General features: G+C 61.5%; 22 protein-coding genes and 1 pseudogene. 15 read left to right on the top strand and 8 right to left on the bottom strand.

Going from position 1 to position 20,658, the window contains the following annotated elements; translation table 11 throughout:
- Positions 1–7 precede the first annotated feature (7 nt).
- Positions 8–427 carry a glutamate--tRNA ligase family protein gene (locus tag D0N36_RS07695; protein ID WP_116940817.1) on the bottom strand — a complete coding sequence of 140 codons (420 nt, stop codon included), beginning with the start codon at positions 425–427 and terminating at the stop codon, positions 8–10.
- A gap of 97 nt (positions 428–524) precedes the next feature.
- Here D0N36_RS07695 and D0N36_RS07690 point away from each other — a divergent pair, with 97 nt between their 5' ends.
- The 9 genes from D0N36_RS07690 to D0N36_RS07650 all read left to right on the top strand — a co-directional run bounded on the left by D0N36_RS07690 (position 525) and on the right by D0N36_RS07650 (position 9,239).
- On the top strand, positions 525–1,070 hold the full coding sequence (locus D0N36_RS07690; RefSeq protein WP_116940816.1) for a hypothetical protein: 546 nt from the start codon (positions 525–527) through the stop codon (positions 1,068–1,070).
- A 122-nt stretch (positions 1,071–1,192) separates the two neighbouring features.
- A complete protein-coding gene (locus D0N36_RS07685; protein ID WP_116940815.1) occupies positions 1,193–1,903 on the top strand; it encodes a pirin family protein in 711 nt (236 codons plus the stop codon).
- A 285-nt stretch (positions 1,904–2,188) separates the two neighbouring features.
- A complete protein-coding gene (locus D0N36_RS07680; protein ID WP_116940814.1) occupies positions 2,189–2,788 on the top strand; it encodes a nitroreductase family protein in 600 nt (199 codons plus the stop codon).
- Between the two features lie 217 nt (positions 2,789–3,005).
- Positions 3,006–5,420, top strand: coding sequence for an alpha/beta hydrolase family protein (locus D0N36_RS07675; protein ID WP_116940813.1), 2,415 nt, complete (start codon positions 3,006–3,008; stop codon positions 5,418–5,420).
- A gap of 196 nt (positions 5,421–5,616) precedes the next feature.
- Positions 5,617–6,408 (top strand): NAD(P)-dependent oxidoreductase, encoded by a 792-nt coding sequence (locus D0N36_RS07670; protein ID WP_242478833.1) that lies wholly within the window; start codon positions 5,617–5,619, stop codon positions 6,406–6,408.
- A gap of 209 nt (positions 6,409–6,617) precedes the next feature.
- Positions 6,618–7,133 carry an LVIVD repeat-containing protein gene (locus D0N36_RS07665; RefSeq protein WP_147320786.1) on the top strand — a complete coding sequence of 172 codons (516 nt, stop codon included), beginning with the start codon at positions 6,618–6,620 and terminating at the stop codon, positions 7,131–7,133.
- A gap of 12 nt (positions 7,134–7,145) precedes the next feature.
- Positions 7,146–7,907: an LVIVD repeat-containing protein gene (locus tag D0N36_RS07660; protein ID WP_116940811.1), complete on the top strand. Its 762-nt coding sequence runs from the start codon at positions 7,146–7,148 to the stop codon at positions 7,905–7,907.
- Complete coding sequence (locus tag D0N36_RS07655) at positions 7,904–8,593, top strand: hypothetical protein (RefSeq protein ID WP_147320785.1); 690 nt, start codon at positions 7,904–7,906, stop codon at positions 8,591–8,593. The genes D0N36_RS07660 and D0N36_RS07655 overlap by 4 nt, the downstream gene beginning before the upstream one ends.
- Before the next feature lie 70 nt (positions 8,594–8,663).
- On the top strand, positions 8,664–9,239 hold the full coding sequence (locus tag D0N36_RS07650) for a hypothetical protein (RefSeq protein ID WP_116940809.1): 576 nt from the start codon (positions 8,664–8,666) through the stop codon (positions 9,237–9,239).
- Positions 9,240–9,322: 83 nt separating this feature from the next.
- On the opposite strand, the gene D0N36_RS07645 is transcribed toward D0N36_RS07650, so the two are convergent.
- From D0N36_RS07645 to D0N36_RS07635, 3 genes and pseudogenes are all read right to left on the bottom strand, one after another.
- Positions 9,323–9,706, bottom strand: a complete 384-nt coding sequence (locus tag D0N36_RS07645) for a DUF3037 domain-containing protein (protein ID WP_116940808.1) — start codon at positions 9,704–9,706, stop codon at positions 9,323–9,325.
- Positions 9,693–10,477 (bottom strand): annotated as a pseudogene (locus tag D0N36_RS07640) (HipA family kinase). Before D0N36_RS07640 ends, D0N36_RS07645 begins: the two are co-directional and overlap by 14 nt.
- A gap of 165 nt (positions 10,478–10,642) precedes the next feature.
- Complete coding sequence (locus D0N36_RS07635) at positions 10,643–11,818, bottom strand: extracellular catalytic domain type 1 short-chain-length polyhydroxyalkanoate depolymerase (protein ID WP_190242570.1); 1,176 nt, start codon at positions 11,816–11,818, stop codon at positions 10,643–10,645.
- Positions 11,819–12,074: 256 nt separating this feature from the next.
- On the opposite strand from D0N36_RS07635, the gene D0N36_RS07630 reads away from it, so the two are divergent.
- Together D0N36_RS07630 and D0N36_RS07625 are read left to right on the top strand one after the other, a co-directional pair.
- A complete protein-coding gene (locus tag D0N36_RS07630; RefSeq protein ID WP_116940806.1) occupies positions 12,075–13,028 on the top strand; it encodes a 1-phosphofructokinase family hexose kinase in 954 nt (317 codons plus the stop codon).
- A 383-nt stretch (positions 13,029–13,411) separates the two neighbouring features.
- The gene (locus D0N36_RS07625) at positions 13,412–13,813 is read left to right on the top strand and encodes an NUDIX hydrolase (protein ID WP_116940805.1); all 402 of its coding nucleotides are present in this window, start codon (positions 13,412–13,414) and stop codon (positions 13,811–13,813) included.
- A 261-nt stretch (positions 13,814–14,074) separates the two neighbouring features.
- On the opposite strand, the gene D0N36_RS07620 is transcribed toward D0N36_RS07625, so the two are convergent.
- Entirely contained in the window at positions 14,075–14,800 is a 726-nt protein-coding gene (locus D0N36_RS07620) for a hypothetical protein (RefSeq protein WP_116940804.1), read from the bottom strand.
- Between the two features lie 182 nt (positions 14,801–14,982).
- Here D0N36_RS07620 and clpB point away from each other — a divergent pair, with 182 nt between their 5' ends.
- The 4 genes from clpB to D0N36_RS20255 all read left to right on the top strand — a co-directional run bounded on the left by clpB (position 14,983) and on the right by D0N36_RS20255 (position 18,602).
- Entirely contained in the window at positions 14,983–17,604 is a 2,622-nt protein-coding gene (gene clpB / locus D0N36_RS07615) for an ATP-dependent chaperone ClpB (RefSeq protein ID WP_116940803.1), read from the top strand.
- A gap of 70 nt (positions 17,605–17,674) precedes the next feature.
- Positions 17,675–17,995 (top strand): nucleotidyltransferase family protein, encoded by a 321-nt coding sequence (locus D0N36_RS07610; RefSeq protein ID WP_116940802.1) that lies wholly within the window; start codon positions 17,675–17,677, stop codon positions 17,993–17,995.
- Positions 17,973–18,329, top strand: a complete 357-nt coding sequence (locus tag D0N36_RS07605) for a HepT-like ribonuclease domain-containing protein (RefSeq protein WP_116940801.1) — start codon at positions 17,973–17,975, stop codon at positions 18,327–18,329. The genes D0N36_RS07610 and D0N36_RS07605 overlap by 23 nt, the downstream gene beginning before the upstream one ends.
- A gap of 48 nt (positions 18,330–18,377) precedes the next feature.
- Positions 18,378–18,602, top strand: a complete 225-nt coding sequence (locus tag D0N36_RS20255) for a hypothetical protein (RefSeq protein ID WP_190242569.1) — start codon at positions 18,378–18,380, stop codon at positions 18,600–18,602.
- 112 nt (positions 18,603–18,714) lie between these two features.
- Here the strand turns inward: D0N36_RS20255 and D0N36_RS07595 are convergent, their stop codons facing one another.
- From D0N36_RS07595 to D0N36_RS07585, 3 genes are all read right to left on the bottom strand, one after another.
- Positions 18,715–19,500: a hypothetical protein gene (locus D0N36_RS07595; protein WP_116940799.1), complete on the bottom strand. Its 786-nt coding sequence runs from the start codon at positions 19,498–19,500 to the stop codon at positions 18,715–18,717.
- A gap of 408 nt (positions 19,501–19,908) precedes the next feature.
- Positions 19,909–20,259: a DoxX family protein gene (locus D0N36_RS07590; protein ID WP_116940798.1), complete on the bottom strand. Its 351-nt coding sequence runs from the start codon at positions 20,257–20,259 to the stop codon at positions 19,909–19,911.
- Positions 20,256–20,606 (bottom strand): DoxX family protein, encoded by a 351-nt coding sequence (locus tag D0N36_RS07585; protein WP_116940797.1) that lies wholly within the window; start codon positions 20,604–20,606, stop codon positions 20,256–20,258. Before D0N36_RS07585 ends, D0N36_RS07590 begins: the two co-directional genes overlap by 4 nt.
- Positions 20,607–20,658 lie beyond the last annotated feature (52 nt).

Here is a 20,658-nt window from a genome sequence, read left to right as displayed (position 1 = left end):
GGCAGCTCTAGCCCCGCACAGGTGCCGGAGTAGGGGCCGCCAGGCGCGGCCGGCGCGGGCCAGGTTCGGTGCGCGAGCAGCGGCAGGCGTAAAACAGCGCCGGGTGCGCGGCGCGGGCGGCCTGCAACGCCGCTTCGTATTCGGCCAGGCGGTGCTGCTGCGAGTAGTGGCGCTCAAACTCATCGGGGCCGCTGGGGCCGTGGTCGTAGTCGAGGCCCAGCCAGGCCAGGGTCCGGAAGATGTTATCGAGGTAAGCGGGCCGGAACCGGGCGCGGTCGAGGTCGTCGATGCGCAGGTGCAGCGTGCCGCCCGCCCGCCGCGTAAGCAGCCAAGTAAGCGTGAAGTTGACGGCGTTGCCCAGGTGTAGAAACCCGCTGGGCGTGGGTGCAAGCCGCGAAACAACGGGAGCAGACGGAAACTGGAGCATCGGGCAGAGAAGACGACTCCGGCAAAGTACGCAAACCGGCCGTTGCTCTGTATTATGCGGGCTGATTGCCGCGTACTCCCATCTTACCTCCCTACTCATGGCCACCACTTCCTTCGCAGCAACCCTACTGGCCACGCTGGCCGCTACCGGACTGCTGGCCGGCTGTTGCAGCAGCCAAAACTGCGACACCTGCTATCCGGAGGGCGTCGATGACGTACGGGTAGCCTTCCGCACCGACACGCTGGGCGGCTCGGGGTTTCGCCGGGCCGAGCTGCGCGACGCTTACATCGTGCGCTACACCGGCCGCAACCTCACCGGCCCCACCGACACCATTCGCCAAGGCCCACAGCCGGGCCGCGAGCCGCTGTCCTTTTACGGCGGCAGCTTCGGGTTTCAGCAGCTGCCGCCGTTGCCCAATTTGCTCCATACCAGCGGTACCACCACCTACCACTTCACCGATTACAGTTACCGTGTGGTAGTGCCGGCCACCAAGCAGCAGTTTACTTTCAGCGAGCTGGAAACGGCCACCGACCCCGGCAGAGGCTGCTGCGCCTGCCTCCGCAACACCCGCCGCCGCTTCGTGTTCAACGGGCAGTACACGGTGGCTGATGGCAGCCCGGGCTTCACCTCCCTGACCCGCTGAAGCAAAGTCGAAAACTGAGCCAGTAACCGAGCTACGGCACAACGTACGCTGGAGGAAACCTTATCACCCTGATAAATGTATGTACATATATTCAAACAGAAAATTCTCTTAGCCCTTTACTTATGCAAACCGTTCTGCACCCGGCCGACTCGCGGGGCCACGCCAATCATGGCTGGCTCAACTCCTACCACAGCTTCAGTTTTGGCGGCTACCACAACCCCGAACGGATGAATTTCGGGGCCCTACGAGTACTCAATGATGATACCGTGGCCGGCGGTAAGGGCTTCGGAGCCCACCCCCACGACAATATGGAAATCATCAGCATCCCGCTTGGTGGTACGCTGGAGCACCGCGACAATGCCGGTAACCATGGCATTATCCGTAGCGGCGATGTGCAGATGATGAGTGCCGGTACGGGCATTGCCCACAGCGAGAAAAACCACAGCCACTCCGAGGAAGTGAAATTCCTCCAAATCTGGGTTATTCCGAATCAGCGCAATGTGGTGCCCCGCTACGACCAGCAAAGCTTTCGGGCTGAAGACCGCCACAACCAGTTCCAGCAAGTGGTTTCGCCCTCGCCCGACGATGCGGGCATCTGGATTCAGCAGGATGCCTGGTTTCACCTGGCCGATTTCGACGCCGGCCACGCGGCCGACTATCAGCTGAAAAAGGCAGACAATGGCCTGTACGTATTTGTGCTCGAAGGCGCCGCTACCGTGGGCGGCCACCCCCTGCAGCGCCGCGACGGGCTGGGGCTGTGGGAAACCGAATCGGTAGCCATCAGCGCCGACTCGGCCGTCCAGTTGCTGCTGCTGGAAGTTCCGATGCAGTAAGCACCAATACGCGCCATAGCAATTTCGCTAACAGCTTACCTGCTGTACTTATAGAGACGCAGCAGCTGGCTTCCCGTTGTTGAAAGGCAGTGCTGCATAAGCAACATCAGCCACGACGAGGTGCCAGCTGCTGCGTTTCTACGCTACCGCACACTGTTCGCAAAACCGCTGAATTAACCGTTATTGCGCTGTTTTTCCTGGAACCCCTGAGTTGGTGCCAGGAAGCTGAAAAGCCTGCTTCAGGGCTGCGGCAACGAAATCAGGCATACTCCCTTTTACAAATCCATGAGCAACCAGACTATTGCAAGCCGGCTTGCCGCCACCACCGCCCCTATTCTCGATGTTATCCGGCAGCGCTGGAGCCCCCGCGCCTTCGCCGACCGGCCCGTGCCCGAGCAGGCAATCCAGCAGCTGTTCGAAGCAGCTGCCTGGGCCCCCAGCGCCATGAACGAGCAGCCCTGGCGCTACATCTACGCCCACCGCACCGATGAGGCCGCTTTCCAGCAGCTGTTCGACTGCCTGGTGCCCGGCAACCAGGCCTGGGCCCGCCACGCACCGGTGCTGGTGCTGGCTCTCACCAAAATCGCCTACTCCGATGGTGCAGCCAACGCCGCCGCCCTCCACGATTTGGGCATGGCCAACAGCCACCTGATTCTGGAGGCCACGGCTTTGGGCCTGCATGGACACTTTATGGGCGGTTTCGAGGCGGATAAAGCCCGGGCGGCGTTTGGGCTGCCCGACGAGCTGCAACCCGTAGTAATGCTGGCTCTGGGCTACCTGGGCCAGGCCGAACAGCTGGACGAGCCCTTCCTGAGCCGCGAGCAGGCCCCACGCCAACGGCGCCCGGTTGCCGCGTTTGCCTTTCAGGGCCAGCTGCCCAACTGATTGCCCGCCGATTTGGCAAACCAACGAAATAACAGATAAATCCTACTTATTGTCTCAGGCCAAAAGCCCCGCCAGTCTGACGGGGCTTTTGGTTTTCAACGAAAAGCGGATTCACACCTCTGTAATAGCATGACAGATAGCTATTTATTAGATGCGTTAGCAAATCTGGTGAAATGTGCCGTTTTTTGCAGCTATATCCTGGTGAGTGGCATTTTCGATGAGAATACATATTTTAACGCTGGCGCTGAGCGCCCTGACGGTAGGCCATAGCTTGGCCCAGGCACTACCTTATCAGTTGCCGCCCCGCCCCCTGGCTGCGCTGGCTGATGCTCCGCCCATGCCCCGGGCCAGCTTCTCGCCCAATGGCCAGTGGCTGTTGCAGCTCGATATGCAGGAGCGCCCCACGGTGTTCGACCAGAGCCAGCCGGAACTACGCCTTGCCGGGTTGCGCATAAATACTACTGTGAGCGGCCGTAGCCGCATGGCCCATGTGCGGGCACTACGGCTGCGGCAATTGCCGAAAGGGCTGGAACTACTGGTGCAGGGGCTACCGGCCAACGCCCGCATCAGCAACCTGCAATGGTCGCCCGACAACACCAAAATAGCCTTCACCCACAGTACCCGCGACCATCTGGAGCTCTGGGTGGTCGATGTAGTCTCGGCCTCGGCGCGGCTGGTGCCCAATATCTTCCTGAACGGAACATTGGGCATGCCCTATGAGTGGGTTTCCGATAGCAAAGCCCTGGTAGTGCGGGCCGTAGTAGGGGGGCGGGGAAATGCTCCGGTGGCGGCGCCGGTTGGGGCAGGACGTCAGTACGAGTATCCCGTTAAAACCCCGCTCGACGAGCAGCAGCTAGGCTATTACGCCCTCAGCCAGGTGGTGCGCGTGGGCCTCGATGGGCGCATGGCTCCATTGGGCCAGCCGGGCCTGATTGCCAAGGCCTCGCCCTCGCCCGATGGCCGCTTTGTGCTGGTGCGCAGCTACCGCCGGCCCTACCCCACCACATTGCCCCTCGACCGTTTTCCGCAGCGGGTGCAGGTGCTGGCCATGGACGGGTTGCTGGATAAGCAGCTGGCCGATTTGCCCGCCGTCGAATCGCTGCCGGAGGGCTTGGGAGCCGTACCAACCGGGCCTCGTGAGTTCGGCTGGCGCGAAGATGTTCCGAATACAGTGTTCTGGGTAGAAGCCCGCGACGGCGGCAACCCCGCCCAGGCCGCCCCGGTTCGCGACCAGCTCCTGACGCTGGCCGCCCCCTTCGAAGAGCCGGCCCGCGAGCTGGTTGCGCTTCCGGCACGCTTCCGGCGCATATACTGGGGCAACGAGCAGCTGGTGCTGGTAGAAGGCACGCGCCTGACTGACCGCAGGCAGTTTGTCTGGCCGCTGGATATACTTACCAAAACGCTGCAGAAACCACTGTTGGAGTATCCGGAGCGAGATGCTTATGCTCACCCGGGCACCCCGGTGCTGCAGCCTAACGCTCAGGGCCGCCCCGTGCTGCTCACCGACCGCAGTGGCACAGGCGTGTATCTTTTCGGGGCCGGGGCATCGTCTGAAGGCGACCGGCCTTTCATAGACGAGTTGAGCGTGCGCACCCGCGCCAGCCAGCGTTGGTGGCGCTCCGAAGCGCCTTATTACGAGCAGCCCGTACTCATTATCGACCCGGCGAAGCGGACCTTCATAACGAAGCGCGAATCGGATCAACAGTCTCCCAACTACCACCTGCGTACTGGCCCGAAGCTGGTAGCCATCACCCAGTTTGCCGATCCTTACGCGGGCCTGGGCAGCCTGCCGCGCATGCAGCCGCTACGTTATCAGCGGCCCGATGGGCGGCCGCTGATGGCCACGCTGTATCTGCCAGCCGGCTACCAGACCACCGACGGGCCGTTGCCTACCATTATGGAAGTCGGCCCCGCTATGTTCTACGACAGCACCGGCACCAGCCAGATGCGTGGCTCTCAGCATACGTTTGCCCGCTACAACTGGGGCTCGCCCCTGTACTGGACGGCCCAGGGGTACGCCGTGTTGCAGGGCGTGCCATTGCCGGTACCTTCTGGCAAAGCAGCCACCCCAGCTGCCTACGCCCAGAAGCTCGTGCAGGCAGCCGGCGCGGCGCTGGCAGAGGGTCGCCGGATGGGTTTCATTGATACTGCCCGGGTGGTAGTGCTGGGGCAGGGCCCGGGGGCTTCTCTGGCTACCAGCCTGCTGGCAGAATCGCGCCTGTTTAAGGCCGGTATTGCGCTGCCCGGTCTCTTCAACCAGCCCGCAATGGGGCAGCTGCCCGGCGAGGAGCAAAAGGGCGTTCCAACCGAATTCGCTCTGGATTATGCCCTTGCCCCGCTGGCTCCTTTCGGCCTACCCGATACACTACGCAGGCCGCTCCTGGTAATGCCCGCCGGTTTCGACGGCATCCCAGCCAGCCTCGCCACTCGCACCGAGCAGTTGTACTCCGAGCTGCAGCGCCTGGGGGGCACAAGCGTGAACTACGCTACGCTACCCGGCGAAACACATGGCTACACGGCCCGCGAATCGTTGATGCAGCTGCTGGCCCAGATGAATACCTGGTTCGACACTTACATTAAGCCCACCGCGGCCTCGCAACCGGCCACCTCACTCCCCACCTCGTCTAAATAAAGGCAACAGCCGCGGCCGGTGCAACCACGCGGCTGTTGCGGGTAGTATAGGAGCCTATGCTTCTGTTTGTGTATTCTGATTTCTCGGCCGCCGCCCGCGCCGAGCTTACCCGGCAGCTACCGGCCGGCCTCGACGTACGTTTTGCCACCGACCGGCACTCTGCAGCGCCTCCGGAGCGCTGCAGAGTGCCGCGTTATTGCTGGGCAACCCGCCCGCCACCTGGTTTACGCCGCTGCCGCCCCAGCTTCAGTTCTGGCAGATAGATTCGGCCGGCATTCATCAGTATCAGCAGCTGCGACCGAGCTTTGCGGTGGCCAACATGGGCGACCTGTTTGCCTGGCCCTGCGCCGAAACCATGGTGGCTGGGCTGCTGGCGCTGCTGCGCGGAGTGCCCCAACTGGCCGTGTGGCAAACCCGGCGGCACTGGGAAGGCGGCGCGTTCCGGCGGCGGCTGGGGCTGCTGCGGGGCCGGCGGGTGCTGGTACTGGGCCGCGGCAGCATCGGGCTGGCGGTGGCTCAGCAGCTCGGCGGCTTCGGGTGCGCGGTGCATTTTCTGGCCCGCACCGATCCGCAGGCCCAGCTGCACACCCATGCCGAAGTACTGGCGGCCCTACCCACCACCGATATTGTGGTTAACTGCCTACCGGGCAGCGCCACCGGCTACGTATCGACCGAATTCCTGGCAGCTCTGCCCCCGCACGCGCTCTACGCCAGCGTGGGCCGGGGCTCGACTACTGATGGGCCGGCTCTGCTGGCCGCGTTGCAGGCCGGCCGCCTTGCCGGGGCCGTGCTCGACGTAACGGCCCAGGAGCCGCTGCCGTCCGACAACCCGCTTTGGGGCCTGCCCAACGTGCTGCTCACTCAGCACACCGGCGGCGGGTATCCGGAAGAAGAGGCTGACCGCATTAAAGTGTTTCTACGCAACCTGAGCCACTGGCAGCGGGGCGAGCCGCTGGAAAACGAAGTAGCGCTGGACCGCGGCTATTAGCGGCGGGCATGCGGTGCGTTCGGTCCTCAAACCGTCGTCCGAAAACCAGGAAATTCTGTAAGCTGCCATTGCCAATGCCAGGCTGAAATCCGGGTCATTGGCAACGGCTGATCTTGGCGCGCACGATTCATTGCCGGGAAGTAACCGGCCCTTGCAACCTTTTCGCCCCTAACCGAACTCCTGCGCATACCACTTCACGCCAAGAAGCTATGCGCCAACGCTACTCCTTATTGCTCGGAATCAGCCTGCTGATGGGTCTGACGGCCTGCCCGATGATAAATCCCGGCGAGCCGGTTGTGCTGCCCAGCTACCGACCCCAGCTGATGGCCCGCAGCCAGCTGGAGCAGGCCGTAGCCGTGCTGCCGCCCCGCGAGCTGCACAACACCGGTAAAATATATCTCCGCGACCCCTACCTGCTCATCAACGAGCGGTACGAGGGCGTGCACATTATCGACAACCAGGACCCAACGAAGCCCCGGCCGGTGGCCTTTCTGCGCATTCCGGGCAACGTGGACGTGGCCATGCAGGGCTCCTTGCTCTACGCCGACAGCGGCTCCGACCTGCTGACGTTTGACATGCGCGACATGCAGCAGCCGAGCCTGCTGCATCGGCTGCGCGAAGCGGTGCCGGAGCTGCCCATGCCCGAAACCGGCACCGTGCCCCTGCAATACCAAGCGGCCAACCGCCCCGCCGACGCCGTGGTAATCGGCTGGCAGAAACTCTGATTCCCGGATCTTATGAAACACATTTCGTCCTTTTTCGGGCTGGCTGCGGGGCTGCTGAGCCTGCTGCTGACGGCCTGCACCGCCAGCAACGACGCCAGCCCCAACCTGGCCGCCGACAACGGCAAGGGCGGCTCGCTGGCCCGCTTCACGGTGCTCGGCAACACGCTCTTCGTCGTGGACAACCAGAGTCTGCGCCTGTTCAGTCTGGCGAATCCGGCGGCTCCGGCCCCCGGGCAGGTAGTGCCGCTGGGGCTGGGCATCGAAACGATTTATCCGCGGGCCCCTTACCTGTTTCTGGGCACCCAGCGCGGCATGTTCATCTTCGATGCCAGCGTGCCCGCCCAGCCCAAACAGGTGGCCTACTACGAGCACGTAGCCAGCTGCGACCCCGTGGTGGTGGATGAGCGCTACGCCTACGTAACGCTGCGCGACGGCCGCAGCTGCGGCGGCGGCGCCAACCAGCTGCAGGTGGTAGACCTGACCAACCTGGCCGCCCCGCGCCTGGCCCAAACCTACCCCATGACGCACCCCATGGGCCTGGGCATCGACAGCACGCTGCTGTTCGTGTGCGACAAAAACGAGCTCAAGGTTTTCGATACCCGCACCACGCCCATCCTGTCCGCCCCCAAAGTTTTCCAGGTGAATGTGTCCGATGTGATTCCGCACCGCGGACTGCTGCTGGCCATCGGGCCGGACGGGCTTTACCAGTACCGCTACCGCAACGGCCAGCTCACGCCCCTGAGCAAGCTCGCCGTCAGCCCAACCCGCAAATGAAACGACTGCTCGGAGTTGGGCTGTTGAGCCTGGGGCTACTGGCGCAGGCGCGAGGTCAGTCGGGCCCCGCGCTGCCAGCCACGCCCCCCGGCGCGGCCACGCACACCTGGGGGCTGGCAGTCGATTGGCTGCCATTGCTGGCCAGCGGCTACCATTTTAGCGCGGAAAGGACGATTGGTAGACCTGGCGGCCGGCAAACGGTGGTCCTCACGCCGCAGCTCTACCGCGGGCCGGTGGGCGAGCTGACCTCGGACCGGCACGAGGGAAATGCCGACCGGGTGCGGGGCTTCGGGCTGGCTGCGCAACACCGTTTCTACCTCGGCCCCCGCCCTACCCCGCTGGCGGGCACTTACCTGGCCTACGGATTGAATTACCAGCATTTTCGCCTGGATTTTCAGGCCCCAAGCTGGCAGTCGGAGCTGGCCGAGGATGGCCTTTCCTACTACCAAAACCGCCTGCGCAACCAAACCGAAACCATCGACCGGTACGGGGCTACGTTGGTAGTCGGCCACCAGGTAGAAGCCCCGGGCACTCCTTTCTTCCTAGACATTTTTCTGGGCCTGGGGCTGCGGCAGGCCACTTCCCGAACCACCATGCCCAGCCGGCAGTTCGACACCACGAGCAGCGACTACGGCCACGCGGGCGCTTACCTGCCGATGGGCTTTCGGCTGGGCGTACACCTGTAGCCACTAGCCAGGCACAACCCAACCTAGCGGTGCGGAGTAGAAATAAGCACTCACTTTGCCCTCGTTTGCTATGGATGCCATTCGCACGTTTACCGCCGACTCCGAGCCGGCCCTTTGGGCGCAGGTAGCCGCCGACATGGCCAGCCAGCCCGATTTGTTCGACTACCGCGCCGACCTCCGCCAGCCGCCTTACTGCGTGCGCCTGGAGCTGGACATTGACCTGGGCGGCGGCTTCGAAGGTGGCTACGAGCTGACTACCCTCCGGGCCGTGGTGCCCGGCCAGCCGGCCCTGCGCTTCGCTCTCCACGAGCAGGACTGGGTGCACGAAATCGGCAAGCTGCTGGGCCTGGAAGACGTGGAGCTGGGTTATGCCGAGCTGGACCAGACGTTCATCATCACCACCAACGACCCCAACACCCTGCGCCGCCTGCTCGCCGATCCGGCGGTGCACCAGACGCTGCTGCACCATCCCGCGGCCCGTTTCACGCTCGCCCCCGACTCGGACGCGGCTGATGCGCCGCTGCTGCTCACCTTCCACCTGGAGCGGGCCGTGATAGAGCCGGATCAGCTGCGGGAGTTGTACCAGCTACTACTGCGCATGCTCCAGCAGCTGGCCCCGCAAACCTCGGCCTCACCTGCTGCCTAAACTACCGGGCGGCGCCATTACATTTGACTGCTCCCTCCTGCCGCTGGGAAGTGCCCGGAGCCGTCGCTGCACAGCAGCAATAATTAAAGTACCAACTGACTATAGAGCTGTTCGAGCGTGGCGGCCGGGTCGGGGCAGAGGCCGGGGTGGACGGGCGAGGTCTGCACCACAGTGCTACGGGTGGCCGTGAGCCAGCGGAAGCGCGAGGCCGGAGCAAATTGCCCGATGGGCCCACCCTCGCGGCGGCCGGCACAAATCCGCTCGAAGGCCCGCAGCCGGGCCCGCAGGTCGTCGAAATCGAGCTGGTGGGCTGGGCCGGCGAAGGCCTGCAGGCGGGCTTCGGACAGCTGGCAGCGGGTTTCCAGGAAGCCCTGGGACGCGCAGTACAGAATCACGCCCACGTTCAGGAATTCTTCGCGCTCTACGCGGGGTACCACCCGCAGCACGGCATACTCAAACAAGTGCATGGCGGGCGGCTTCAGCTTCGGCAACGAAGGCGGCGGAATCGGCCAGGCGGGCCGTGATAAACTGCACGTACTGGGCCCGCTGCTCTTCGGGGCTCACATCGGGCTCCTGCAGCCAGTCGTCGGGCACCAGGGCTACGATGGCCTCGATAACGGCGGGTGTGAGGCGGGCGTGGCCTTCGGCGTCGGCCCAGGGCAGCTCGGTGGCCTGGGGCAGCAGTACGTGGTCTTTGACTTGCGAAAACGGCCGCGGCTTGGGTGCCGCCCAGCCGGCCCCGGCGTGGTGCACGTACAGGGCCGCGCCGTGGTCGATGAGCCACAGCTCGCGGTGCCACATGAGCAGGTTGGTGTTCCGGGCGGTGCGGTCCACGTTCAGCGTCAGGCAGTCGAGCCACACGATGAGCGAGGCCAGCCGTGGCTCCACGTCGAGCAGTAGCGGGTCGAAGGTGCGGCGCCGGCCAGAAAGTGGAGGCCCAGGTTGAGGCCGGTGCTGAAGCGCAGCAGATCCTGGATTTCCTCGTCGGGCTCGGTGCGGCCGAAGGCTTCGTCCAGATTGATAAACACCAGCTCGGGCATCCGCAGACCCAATTGCCGGGCCAGCTCGCCCACCACCAGCTCGGCAATCAACGCCTTCAGCCCCTGCCCCGCGCCCCGGAATTTGAGCACGTACATAAAACCGTCGTCGGCCTCCACCAGCGCGGGCAGCGAGCCGCCTTCGCGCAGCGGAATCACGTAGCGCGTCACCTCCACGGTGCGCAAAGCAAGCTCGGGCATGCTGTTTTGAAGTTAGAAGTCAGGAGTTGGAAGCAAGTTTGGATTGGCAAGAACGGCTGTAGAGACGCAATATCTTGCGTCTCGTCGTTGCTTACGCTAGTCTTTTTACGTTAGCCGTTCAATATCAGCTAACGTCAAAACGACGAGATGCAAGATATTGCGTCTCTACTCCGCCGTTTTCAGCAACTGCCGGTACAGGGTGCGGCCTTTCACTTCGGCCCGGAGCCAGTAGCTGCCGGCGGCCCAGCCAGCGGTAGAGAGCAGCAGGCCGCCGTCGGTGCCGCGCCGGAAAGTGGCGGGTACGGTGCGGCCCGCCGCATCGGCCACGCGCACCCGACCGGACTCCAGCGGGCCCAGCGTCGAGCGGATGCTGACTTGATTACGTGCCGGGTTGGGAGCCAGCAGCAGCTCGGCCGAGTTGGGACGGGTCGCCGCCGAGGTGGCCGTAATCAATCCGCCGAGCTGGTAGCGACGCAGAAACTGCCAGACTACTTTGCTGGCATCAATGTCGCGATTGGTCACCCCTATGTTGACGGGCGCGCCCGGCCAGGTGTGGCCGCCCCCGATGATGCGGTAATGCTCGACCACGCTGCCATTGCGCCCCCCACTGAATACCTGCCGCTCGGCCGTGCTGCCGTCGGTGGTGTTGATATTGGGCACTTGGGTGATGACGGGCGTGGGGTTGCAGCCGTTGCGCTGGGCCCAGGCCGCTACCAGGTCCGGAATGGGCACGAAGTTGCCGTTGCCTTGGTAGGGCACGGTGGCATCGGCTGTGCCGTGGATTTCGAGCACCGGCACGGCCCGCACGGGGGTGCAAGCGTCGAGGTGGCTGGCTATCATGCTGCCCGTAACCGAGGCAATGGCGGCAATGCGGCTGTTGAGCCGGCAGGCCAGCTCGTAGCTCATGAAGCCGCCGTTGCTCATGCCGGTGCTGTACAGGCGCTGCTGGTTGACGCGGTATTTGGCGCTGAGTGAGTCGATGAGGGCGCCGAGAAAGCCCACATCGTCGGGCCCACCGGCGGCGTAGGGCAGGAAGGTGTTCCAGAAGCGCTGGCCGGTGGCGCCAACCGTGCCGTTGGGGTGCACGACGAGGAAGTTGGCCGTGTCGGCAATGGCGCGGAAGTCGCCGTACTGTTCCTGCTCGCTGGCATTGGAGCCGAAGCCGTGCAGGTTGAGCAGCAGTGGCACGGGCCGGGTGCCGTCGTAGGCCTTGGGCACGTAGAGGCGGTAGTCGCGCACGAGGCCGCCGAAACGGATGGAGCCGGTAATGGTTTGTTGGGCTCGGGCCGACGGCGCGAACGTGAGCAGCAGGCTAGTTAGGAGGAGTAGTTGGCGCATCATGGGAAAGAGGAAGAAGAACAGAACTGACATTGTGGCCCCGCGTCGCGCGGCGGTTCTATGCTAGACGCGAAAACTCGTGCTATGTTTAGCCGTTGGTACGAGTTACGTATTTAAAGCACGACGTAGGGGCGGGGCTTATCCCCGCCCGCCTCCTAAACGATACGCCCGCCACTGGTTGCAACGGTGGTCGTTCAACGGCGGGCGGGGACAAGCCCCGCCCCTACGTCGTTCTCCTGTTTCTATTATTCCTTCGCTTATGCCCCGCATCGTCACGCTCACGCTCAACCCCACGGTTGATAAAAGCACCACCGCCGACCACATCATCCCCGACCACAAGCTGCGTTGCGAAGCGCCCAAGTTCGAGCCCGGCGGCGGCGGCATCAACGTGAGCCGGGCGCTGCGGCGGCTGGGCTCCGACTCGGTGGCCGTGTTTCCGGTGGGCGGCCCCAGCGGCCAGTTGCTGCGCCAGCTGCTGAGTGACGAGCACATCGAGCAGCGCCCCATAGAAGTGGAGGGCTGGACCCGCGAGAACTTTATCGTGGTCGATGCTTCCACCAGCCAGCAGTACCGTTTCGGGATGCCCGGCACCCCGCTCCGGCCCGAGGAGCAGCAGCAGGTGCTACAGGCGCTGCAGGAATTCCCCGAGCCGCCCGAGTTTCTGGTTATCAGCGGCAGCCTGCCGCCCGGCGTCGAGCCCGAGCTGCTGGCCCGCATTGCCCGCGCTGCCCGCGAGCTGGGCGTGAAAGTGGTGGCCGACACCTCGGGCCCGGCCCTGCTGGCGCTGCTCGATGCGGGCGTGTACCTGGCCAAGCCCAACGTGGGCGAGCTGAGCAAAATGGTGGGCGCGGAGGAGCTCGACAGCCAGGCCGTAGCCAGTGCCGCCGGCCAGCTGGTAACCGAGGGCAAGTGCGAAATCGTAGTTGTGTCGATGGGCCCGCAGGGTGCCTGCATCGTATCGGCCGCGGGCGCCGATTACGTGCCCGCGCCGTCGGTGAAAAAACGCAGCACCGTGGGCGCCGGCGACAGCATGGTGGCCGGCCTCGTGCACGGCCTGAGCGAGGGCCGCAGCCTGCGCGAAACCGCCCGCCTGGGCGTGGCCTGCGGCACGGCCGCCACCATTAACCCCGGCACCGAGCTGTTCCGCAAAGCCGACGTGGACCGGCTCTACCAGTGGCTGCTGCAAACCATGCCCGCAGCGGCTGGTGCGTAAGTAGCGGCTGACAGTAAAAAAAGAACGTCATGCTGAGCGGAGCCGAAGCATCTCTACTGCTTCGTTCAACGTTACGCCTCACCCCCCGGCCCCCTCTCCGAAAAAGGAGAGGGGGAGCCATTAGACAGTATTAGCATTGCGGTAGAGATATGCTTCGACTACGGCTGCGCCTCCGCTCATCATAACGTTCTTCTGCCCAGCATGACGTTCTTCCGCTCAGCATGACGTTCTAACGTATTCATCCAAACTCCTCCTCCGCTATGCCTTACCCGCCCCAAAAACCCGAACTACCCGCCTGGGTATTTCTGGCGCTGCGCTTCGGCTCGGTGGCGCTGGTGGCCGTTGCCGCGTACTTCGTGGTGCAATGCCAATAGCCCGTCCCCATGCCGCTGATTGACAAAATAGCCTGGCTCCATCTGCACGAAGGCCGCGTGCTGAGCACCCGCAGCCGGGGCAAAGACCGCTACTACCTGCCCGGCGGCAAGCGCGAACCGGGCGAAACCGATGCCCAGACGCTGCTGCGCGAAATCCGCGAGGAGCTGACCGTGGCCCTGGACCCGGCCAGCCTGCAGCCGCGCGGCGTGTTCACAGCTCCCGCTCACGGCCACGCTCCCGAAGTACTGGTGCAGATGACGCTCTACGCCGCCACCTACACCGGCACGCTGCAGCCCGCCGCCGAAATTGAGGAAGTAGTCTGGCTCACCTACCGCCACCGCCCCCAGGTATCAGCCGTCGACCAGTTGATATTCGACTGGCTGCACGAGCGCGGCGAGCTGGTGGAGTAGCAACATACGTTACTTTTCCTCCTGAAAAACCTAAACTACCAGCCCGGATGTTTCTGGTGCTAAACTTCGGCTAATTGACGTTGACAGCTGTCGTAGCTCACTTGGTTGTGCGCTGTTCGTGAGGCAGTAACCAAGCGGACCAGTCAGCCAGTTAACACTTCTCAAACATCACTTGGCTACAATATCTCCTATGATTAATTCACCCACAACGGTATAATGGGCTCGCATCCGACTGATATGTTATGACCGTGGTACTCAGCGTTAATTTTTGTGATTTTTGCTATAAGTTTGATATAATTTTTCAATCCATTCAAGATCAAATACCTCTCTAACTATAATCAGAGCATCATTATTCAGACTGTAGCTAACCACATAATCTAAATGACTCTCCGAGCCTGAAAAACGCTCCTTGTTTGTTTTCGCTATAAAATCAGGTTTTATTTTTGAAGAGACTAGGCCTATACGATTTAGTTTGTTTGCAAAATCATCATCTAATCTCCATATTGCTTTTTCATCTGAAAAGTATTTAGGCAGCATTTTGATATCACCTACGAATGAGTTATTAATAATATGAGACAGTCTTAAAAAGTCCTCGAATTCAAATTTACCTCGAATATAAGCGCTGAATAGTTTACCAATCATTGATGCCTTGTCCGAATCGTCTATCTTATCTAATATTATTATAATTTTTTCTCCCACATCATCACCATATTCTTTTTCTTGAAGTTTAATAACAAACGTTTCTCTTTCTTCAATTGAAATATTTTTTAGTTCTAATAAAAACTTAAGAAGCATTTTTATAAAAATCCTCTCTCTAATACCTAAACCCATTTTATATAGAGAATGGACAGTATTTACTACCGGTATGCTTTTGACAAAACCGTCGTCCAAGATTGAATCGAATAGGGTTTCAATTACATCCTTAGTGATATCCGTTAAATTAGAAGCTGTAGCGCCTATTAATGACTTGCTTAGATTCTCTTCCATATGGCATTTTGACTGTGAATTCATAAGCAAGTAAGCATCAATAGCGACAAATCGACTCGACTTAATTCAAATTAGTCATCAAATAAGGCCAAAAAGTCAGCCCCGCGCCTCTCGCACCCCATTTGCTAGCCTCGTCGTAGAACTTCTCACACCCTGAAGTTCTCACTTAACAACGACTAGCCATGAACTTTAATAACTATACCATTAAGGCCCAGGAGGCCTTGCAAAAGGCCACAGAGCTGGCCGGCGGCAACCAGCAGCAGGCCATCGAAACCGGGCACCTGCTCAAGGGCCTGTTCCAGAGCGACGAGAACGTGCTGTCGTTTCTGGCCAAGAAGCTGGGCGTAAACCTCAACATCCTCACGCCCCGGCTCGATGAAATTGTGGCCGCCTACCCCCGGGTGAGCGGCGGCTCGCCCTACCTGTCCAACGACGCCAATTCGGCGTTGCAGCGCGCTACGGGCTTTCTCAAGGAGTTCGGCGACGAGTACGTGTCGGTGGAGCATTTGCTGCTGGGGCTGCTCGGCGGCAAGGACAGCACCGCCACGCTGATGAAGGACGCCGGCTTCAACGAGAAGGACCTGAAAGCCGCCATCAAGGAGCTGCGCGGGGGCCGCAAGGTTACCAGCCAGTCGGCTGAAGACCAGTACCAGAGCCTCAACCGCTACGCCATCAACCTCAACGAGCGGGTGCGCTCCGGCAAGATGGACCCCGTAATTGGCCGCGACGAGGAAATCCGGCGGGTGCTCCAGATACTGAGCCGGCGCACCAAGAACAACCCCGTGCTGCTGGGCGAGCCCGGCGTGGGCAAAACAGCCATCGTGGAGGGTCTGGCCCAGCGCATCGTGGCCGGCGACGTGCCCGAAAACCTGGCCGACAAACTTGTGATGTCGCTCGACTTGGGTTTGCTCATCGCGGGGGCCAAGTACAAGGGCGAGTTCGAGGAGCGCCTCAAGGCCGTTATCAAGGAGGTAACCGACGCCGACGGGCAGATTATCCTTTTCATCGACGAGATTCATACCCTGATTGGGGCCGGCGCGGGCGGCGAGTCGGCCATGGACGCGGCCAACCTGCTGAAGCCCGCGCTGGCGCGGGGCGAGCTGCACGCCATTGGGGCCACCACGCTCAAGGAGTACCAGAAGTACATTGAGAAGGACAAGGCCCTGGAGCGCCGTTTCCAGGCCGTGATGGTGGACGAGCCGAGCGTGCCCGACGCCATCAGCATCATGCGCGGCATCAAGGAGAAGTACGAACTGCACCACGGCGTGCGCATCACCGACGATGCCATTATTGCGACCGTGGAGCTGAGTAACCGCTACATCACCGACCGCTTCCTGCCCGACAAAGCCATCGACCTGATGGACGAGGCGGCGGCCAAGCTGCGCATCGAGTTGAACTCGATGCCGGTGGAGCTCGACGAGGTGCAGCGCCGCATTATGCAGCTCGAAATTGAGCGCGAGGCCATCCGGCGCGAAGAAAACCACGACCGGGAAGCCGTGCTCAACCGCGAGCTGGCCGACCTGAGCGAGCAGCGCGACTCGCTGCGGGCCCGCTGGGAGTCGGAGAAGTCGGTGCTCACCAACATCCAGACCGAGAAGGAGAACATCGAGCGGTTCAAGCTGGAAGCCGACCAGTCCGAGCGCCAGGGCGACTACGGCCGGGTGGCCGAGTTGCGCTACGGCAAAATTCAGGAAGCCGAAGCCCGCCTGAAAACCCTGCAGGACGAGGCCGCCGCCAACAAGGACGGCGGCACCATGCTGCAGGAAGTAGTGACCAGCGAGGATATTGCCGAGGTAGTAGCCAAGTGGACTGGCATTCCGGTGAGCAAGATGCTGGCCAGCGACCGGGAAAAGCTGCTGAACCTGGAGCAGGAATTAGGCAAGCGCGTGGCGGGCCAATCGGAGGCCATTGCCGCCATTTCGGATGCCGTGCGCCGCTCCCGCGCCGGCCTCCAGGACCCCAAGCGGCCCATCGGCTCGTTTATTTTCCTGGGCACCACCGGCGTGGGTAAAACTGAGTTGGCCAAGGCCCTGGCCGAGTACCTGTTCAACGACGAAAACTCGCTGGTCCGCATCGATATGAGCGAGTACCAGGAGCGCCACGCCGTGTCGCGCCTCATCGGGGCACCTCCCGGCTACGTGGGCTACGACGAGGGCGGCCAGCTCACGGAAGCCGTGCGCCGCAAGCCGTACTCAGTCATTCTGCTCGACGAAATTGAGAAGGCCCACCCCGACGTGTTCAACATCCTGCTGCAGGTGCTCGACGACGGCCGCCTCACCGACAACAAAGGGCGGGTGGCCAACTTCAAGAACACGCTTATCATCATGACCTCCAACACCGGGGCCGACATCATCCAGCGCAACTTCAAGCACCTGGCCGACCACGACCCCGCGGAAGTAGAAGCCATCATCGACCGCACCCGCGACGAGGTGGTGGAGCGCCTGCGGGAGCACATGCGCCCCGAGTTTCTCAACCGCATCGACGAAATCGTGATGTTCCAGCCCCTGAGCCGCCGTGAAATCCGCCAAATCGTGAACATCCAGTTCAAGCAGATTCAGCAGCGCCTCGAAGAAGCCGGCATCCGCCTCGAAGCCACCACCGAGGTGCTCGATTACCTGGGCGAGGCCGGGTTCGACCCACAATTCGGTGCCCGCCCGCTCAAGCGCGTGCTCCAGCGGCAGGTGCTCAACGAGCTAAGCAAGGAGATTCTAAGCGGCCAGGTCAGCAAGGACGCCGTAGTGGAGGCCGTGCTCGAAGGCGGTGGTATCCGCTTCAACAACGTGGAGATGCCCGCCGTGGAGTAGTTGGGTTTATTGGGAACGAGGAGCCCCGCTGGCGTTGTGCCGGCGGGGCTTTTTTGCGTAAACTTGGCTTATGAATACACCCGTTCAAAATAAAGCCGAAGTAATAGCCCGTCTGCAGCAGCAGCGCGAGCAGCTGCGGGCGCTGGGTGTGGCCCGCCTGGGCTTGTTCGGTTCGTTTGTACGCGACGAGGCCGGACCGGAGAGCGACGTGGATTTGCTGGTGGATTTCGCGGAGGGCCGGAAGACATTTCAGGGCTTTTTTGAGGTCCTCGACTTCCTGGAAAGTCTGTTGGGGCGCGATGTTGAACTGCTAACGGAGCCCGGCCTATCAAAATATATCGGCCCGCACATTCTTCAGACAACAGAATATGTCATCTCCGCTGCCGCTTAACCGGCTACTGCACATCCGGGACGAGATTCGCTTTCTGCAAGCTTGCCGGAGCAAGTTGCTGGATGTAGCTGACTTGGTAACGGATGAGGTAATGCGCCGCGCCGTGGTAAAAAGCATCGAAATTATCGGCGAGGCCACCAAGAATCTGCCGGTTGAATGGCGCGAAGCCTACCCACAGATTCAATGGCGCAACATTGCCAGAATGCGCGATAAGCTGACGCACCATTATTTCGATACAGATTTTGAGTTTGTTTGGATAGTGCTGCAAGAGCTGATTGACCCGTTGGCAGAAACGGTGGCTCAAATGCTAGATGGTTTGAACAACGCGCCCTAAAACATCTCATTCAAGCACATTCAGCAGCGCCTCGAAGCCACCACCGAGGTGCTCGATTACCTGGGCGAAGCCGGGTTCTATCCGCAGTTCGGCGCCCGCCCGCTCAGCGCGTGCTCCAGCGGCCAGGTGAGCAAAGACGCCGTAGTGGAATTGGAAACAGGAAGCCCCGTCGGCGTTGTGCCGGCGGGGCTTCCTGTTCAATCGTATGGTTGTAAGTCCTTCTTTTTTAGTCTATCCCGGATTTTCTTTGGCAACGGCTGGCCAGCGCGGTAGTTCCGTTCTACCTCTTCCTGACGCTGGGTGTTGTAGGCGCTAAAATTCGCAATGCCGATGGCAACCGGAGCAGCAACGAACGTTCCCACTAGTATCGCTAAGCCGCCGGCGCTTACTGAGCCGCGTCTGCGTTAGGGCTGACTAGGTTGATGGCTAGTACCAGGGCGCTACTCAATCCGCCCCCGGCCCACACTCCGCCGCCCCGACGGCGGCGCTCAAACAGCCGGGAAACTGCCCGTAGCGTATCGGAATAAGCCATTTCTTGCACCTGCGCAGGACTACGGGCAGCGCCCAATTGTTGGGGAATTGCAGCCGGAATCTGAGTGGTGTCAAGAGGAAGCGTTGAGCTACTGGGGGCTACTGCCTGCGCCTGGACGGGACTAACAAGGGCAGGCATGCTTTCGGGTGCTATACCTTCTGCCAGCAATGGGTTATAGTCGGAAGCAGCCCCTTTGGTAACTTTGAAGCTACCCCGCAGACGGCGCGATACATTCGGCGCGAGCCGGCCGGTAACTGCCAGCTCACGCAGTATCTGCCGCTCGTTTTCGGGCCGGAATTGAATGCGTTTGTTCAACCCGATAAGCGTAAAAACCGAGCCCGCCACTACACCAGGCGTCCACACGCCAGCGCTGGTAGACTGCTGGGCCGGCAAGGTCGAGGCTAATACGCTGGCCGCACCCAGCCCCAGCCACCCAGCGCCGCCTCCACGCCGGCTCTTAAATAATCGGCGGATGGCACGGGCAGTATCCGCCCGGGTGAAACTGGCCGGCGAATCCAGGGATACGTAGGGTATGCGCGTAGCAGGTGAGGGGTAGTCTTGCGCTGCCGCGTTGGTGCCAAGGAGTAGCAGCAGCGTCAGGCTGAAAAAGCATGCAAAATTGAATTGGGTTTTAAGCATAGAAAGCGAAGTAGTATGGGAGGCGGGCGAAGATACCTGTTCCGCTAGAAGCAAGATTTTTGGGTTACTCACTTGTACCCTAATTACCAGAACGCGGCTTCGCCGTTGGCCCGGTGAGCCCGACCGCCATTACGCGCCACAACGATGCCGGCGCCCTGGTGCTGTAACGCTACCAGGCTATTTCGCCGCGGTTTGCCATACGCCCCGCTGGCATTGTGCCGGTGGGGCGTTTTTTTAGCCTGAACGCTTATATATTACTTCCATACACTCGGTATGCGCTACAACGGGCGCGGCTGAGCGGATAAACCGGGTGTAACAGTTGGTAGTAGCCAAGGCCCAAAGCACAGCGCTTGGCGTGGCAATGAAGCAGCGCTTTGCCGGGACTTAAGCGGCTGCTGCTAACGGGGCCTACAGGTATACCTGTAGCACCTCGTAGAAGATGTAGGCATTCAGCAGCATAAACAGGAACGACGGCAGCGAGGCCCAGAAGCCGTCCTTTATCTTCAGCCGAACCCCAAAGCCCAGCAGCATCAGCAGCGTCAGGCCCCCGGAGGCCAGCAGCAGAATCAGCGGCACCCAAAGGCCTACCAGAAGCCCAACGGCCCCCAGTATTTCCAGCGCCCCCGTCAGCGGGCCGAACTTGGCCAGACCGAAGCGTTTGAATTCTTCCTGAAGCTTCGGGGAAATGAAGTAGCCTATTCCGTAGCCCAGGAAGGATAAGCTGGAGAGCCAGATGAGCAGAACCGTGAATTTGCTCATGCGCCAATCAGACCGGCATGCGCGGCGGCTACGAAAAGCGACAATAGCAGCAGCAGAAACGAGGGCACGTACTTGATGAATGGGTTGCGCACTTTGATGTGGGCCAGCTGCGCGCCCACCATCAGCAGGGCCATCAGCAGGGCCGGCACCAGCACCAGTTGTGGGTACCAGATGCCCGCAACCAGCAGCGTAGCCAGGGCAATTTTAGCGGCGCCAACCATGTTGCGCACCAAATCGGGCAAGCCGTATTGCTTGAACTCGAGCACGATATTATCGAAGCGGAACACCCACACGATAACGATGGAGGCCGCAATAATGAGCTGCGCGAGGATAACTAAAGTGTCCATAGGAGTTGCCTTACGTGCTGCCGGATGGCGAAGGCCAGTGGGTTAGCAACTC

This window comes from Hymenobacter lapidiphilus, assembly GCF_003417065.2.
In the GTDB taxonomy this organism is placed as follows: domain Bacteria; phylum Bacteroidota; class Bacteroidia; order Cytophagales; family Hymenobacteraceae; genus Hymenobacter.
This window is presented reverse-complemented; position numbering and strand designations above follow the sequence as displayed.

What these genes read in the sequence shown, in the direction of transcription:
- D0N36_RS07695 (WP_116940817.1), bottom strand. Translation starts at nt 427, where the DNA reads ATGCTCCAGTTTCCGTCTGCTCCCGTTGTTTCGCGGCTTGCACCCACG.
- D0N36_RS07690 (WP_116940816.1), top strand. Translation starts at nt 525, where the DNA reads ATGGCCACCACTTCCTTCGCAGCAACCCTACTGGCCACGCTGGCCGCT.
- D0N36_RS07685 (WP_116940815.1), top strand. Translation starts at nt 1,193, where the DNA reads ATGCAAACCGTTCTGCACCCGGCCGACTCGCGGGGCCACGCCAATCAT.
- D0N36_RS07680 (WP_116940814.1), top strand. Translation starts at nt 2,189, where the DNA reads ATGAGCAACCAGACTATTGCAAGCCGGCTTGCCGCCACCACCGCCCCT.
- D0N36_RS07675 (WP_116940813.1), top strand. Translation starts at nt 3,006, where the DNA reads ATGAGAATACATATTTTAACGCTGGCGCTGAGCGCCCTGACGGTAGGC.
- D0N36_RS07665 (WP_147320786.1), top strand. Translation starts at nt 6,618, where the DNA reads ATGCGCCAACGCTACTCCTTATTGCTCGGAATCAGCCTGCTGATGGGT.
- D0N36_RS07660 (WP_116940811.1), top strand. Translation starts at nt 7,146, where the DNA reads ATGAAACACATTTCGTCCTTTTTCGGGCTGGCTGCGGGGCTGCTGAGC.
- D0N36_RS07655 (WP_147320785.1), top strand. Translation starts at nt 7,904, where the DNA reads ATGAAACGACTGCTCGGAGTTGGGCTGTTGAGCCTGGGGCTACTGGCG.
- D0N36_RS07650 (WP_116940809.1), top strand. Translation starts at nt 8,664, where the DNA reads ATGGATGCCATTCGCACGTTTACCGCCGACTCCGAGCCGGCCCTTTGG.
- D0N36_RS07645 (WP_116940808.1), bottom strand. Translation starts at nt 9,706, where the DNA reads ATGCACTTGTTTGAGTATGCCGTGCTGCGGGTGGTACCCCGCGTAGAG.
- D0N36_RS07635 (WP_190242570.1), bottom strand. Translation starts at nt 11,818, where the DNA reads ATGATGCGCCAACTACTCCTCCTAACTAGCCTGCTGCTCACGTTCGCG.
- D0N36_RS07630 (WP_116940806.1), top strand. Translation starts at nt 12,075, where the DNA reads ATGCCCCGCATCGTCACGCTCACGCTCAACCCCACGGTTGATAAAAGC.
- D0N36_RS07625 (WP_116940805.1), top strand. Translation starts at nt 13,412, where the DNA reads ATGCCGCTGATTGACAAAATAGCCTGGCTCCATCTGCACGAAGGCCGC.
- D0N36_RS07620 (WP_116940804.1), bottom strand. Translation starts at nt 14,800, where the DNA reads ATGGAAGAGAATCTAAGCAAGTCATTAATAGGCGCTACAGCTTCTAAT.
- clpB (WP_116940803.1), top strand. Translation starts at nt 14,983, where the DNA reads ATGAACTTTAATAACTATACCATTAAGGCCCAGGAGGCCTTGCAAAAG.
- D0N36_RS07610 (WP_116940802.1), top strand. Translation starts at nt 17,675, where the DNA reads ATGAATACACCCGTTCAAAATAAAGCCGAAGTAATAGCCCGTCTGCAG.
- D0N36_RS07605 (WP_116940801.1), top strand. Translation starts at nt 17,973, where the DNA reads ATGTCATCTCCGCTGCCGCTTAACCGGCTACTGCACATCCGGGACGAG.
- D0N36_RS07595 (WP_116940799.1), bottom strand. Translation starts at nt 19,500, where the DNA reads ATGCTTAAAACCCAATTCAATTTTGCATGCTTTTTCAGCCTGACGCTG.
- D0N36_RS07590 (WP_116940798.1), bottom strand. Translation starts at nt 20,259, where the DNA reads ATGAGCAAATTCACGGTTCTGCTCATCTGGCTCTCCAGCTTATCCTTC.
- D0N36_RS07585 (WP_116940797.1), bottom strand. Translation starts at nt 20,606, where the DNA reads ATGGACACTTTAGTTATCCTCGCGCAGCTCATTATTGCGGCCTCCATC.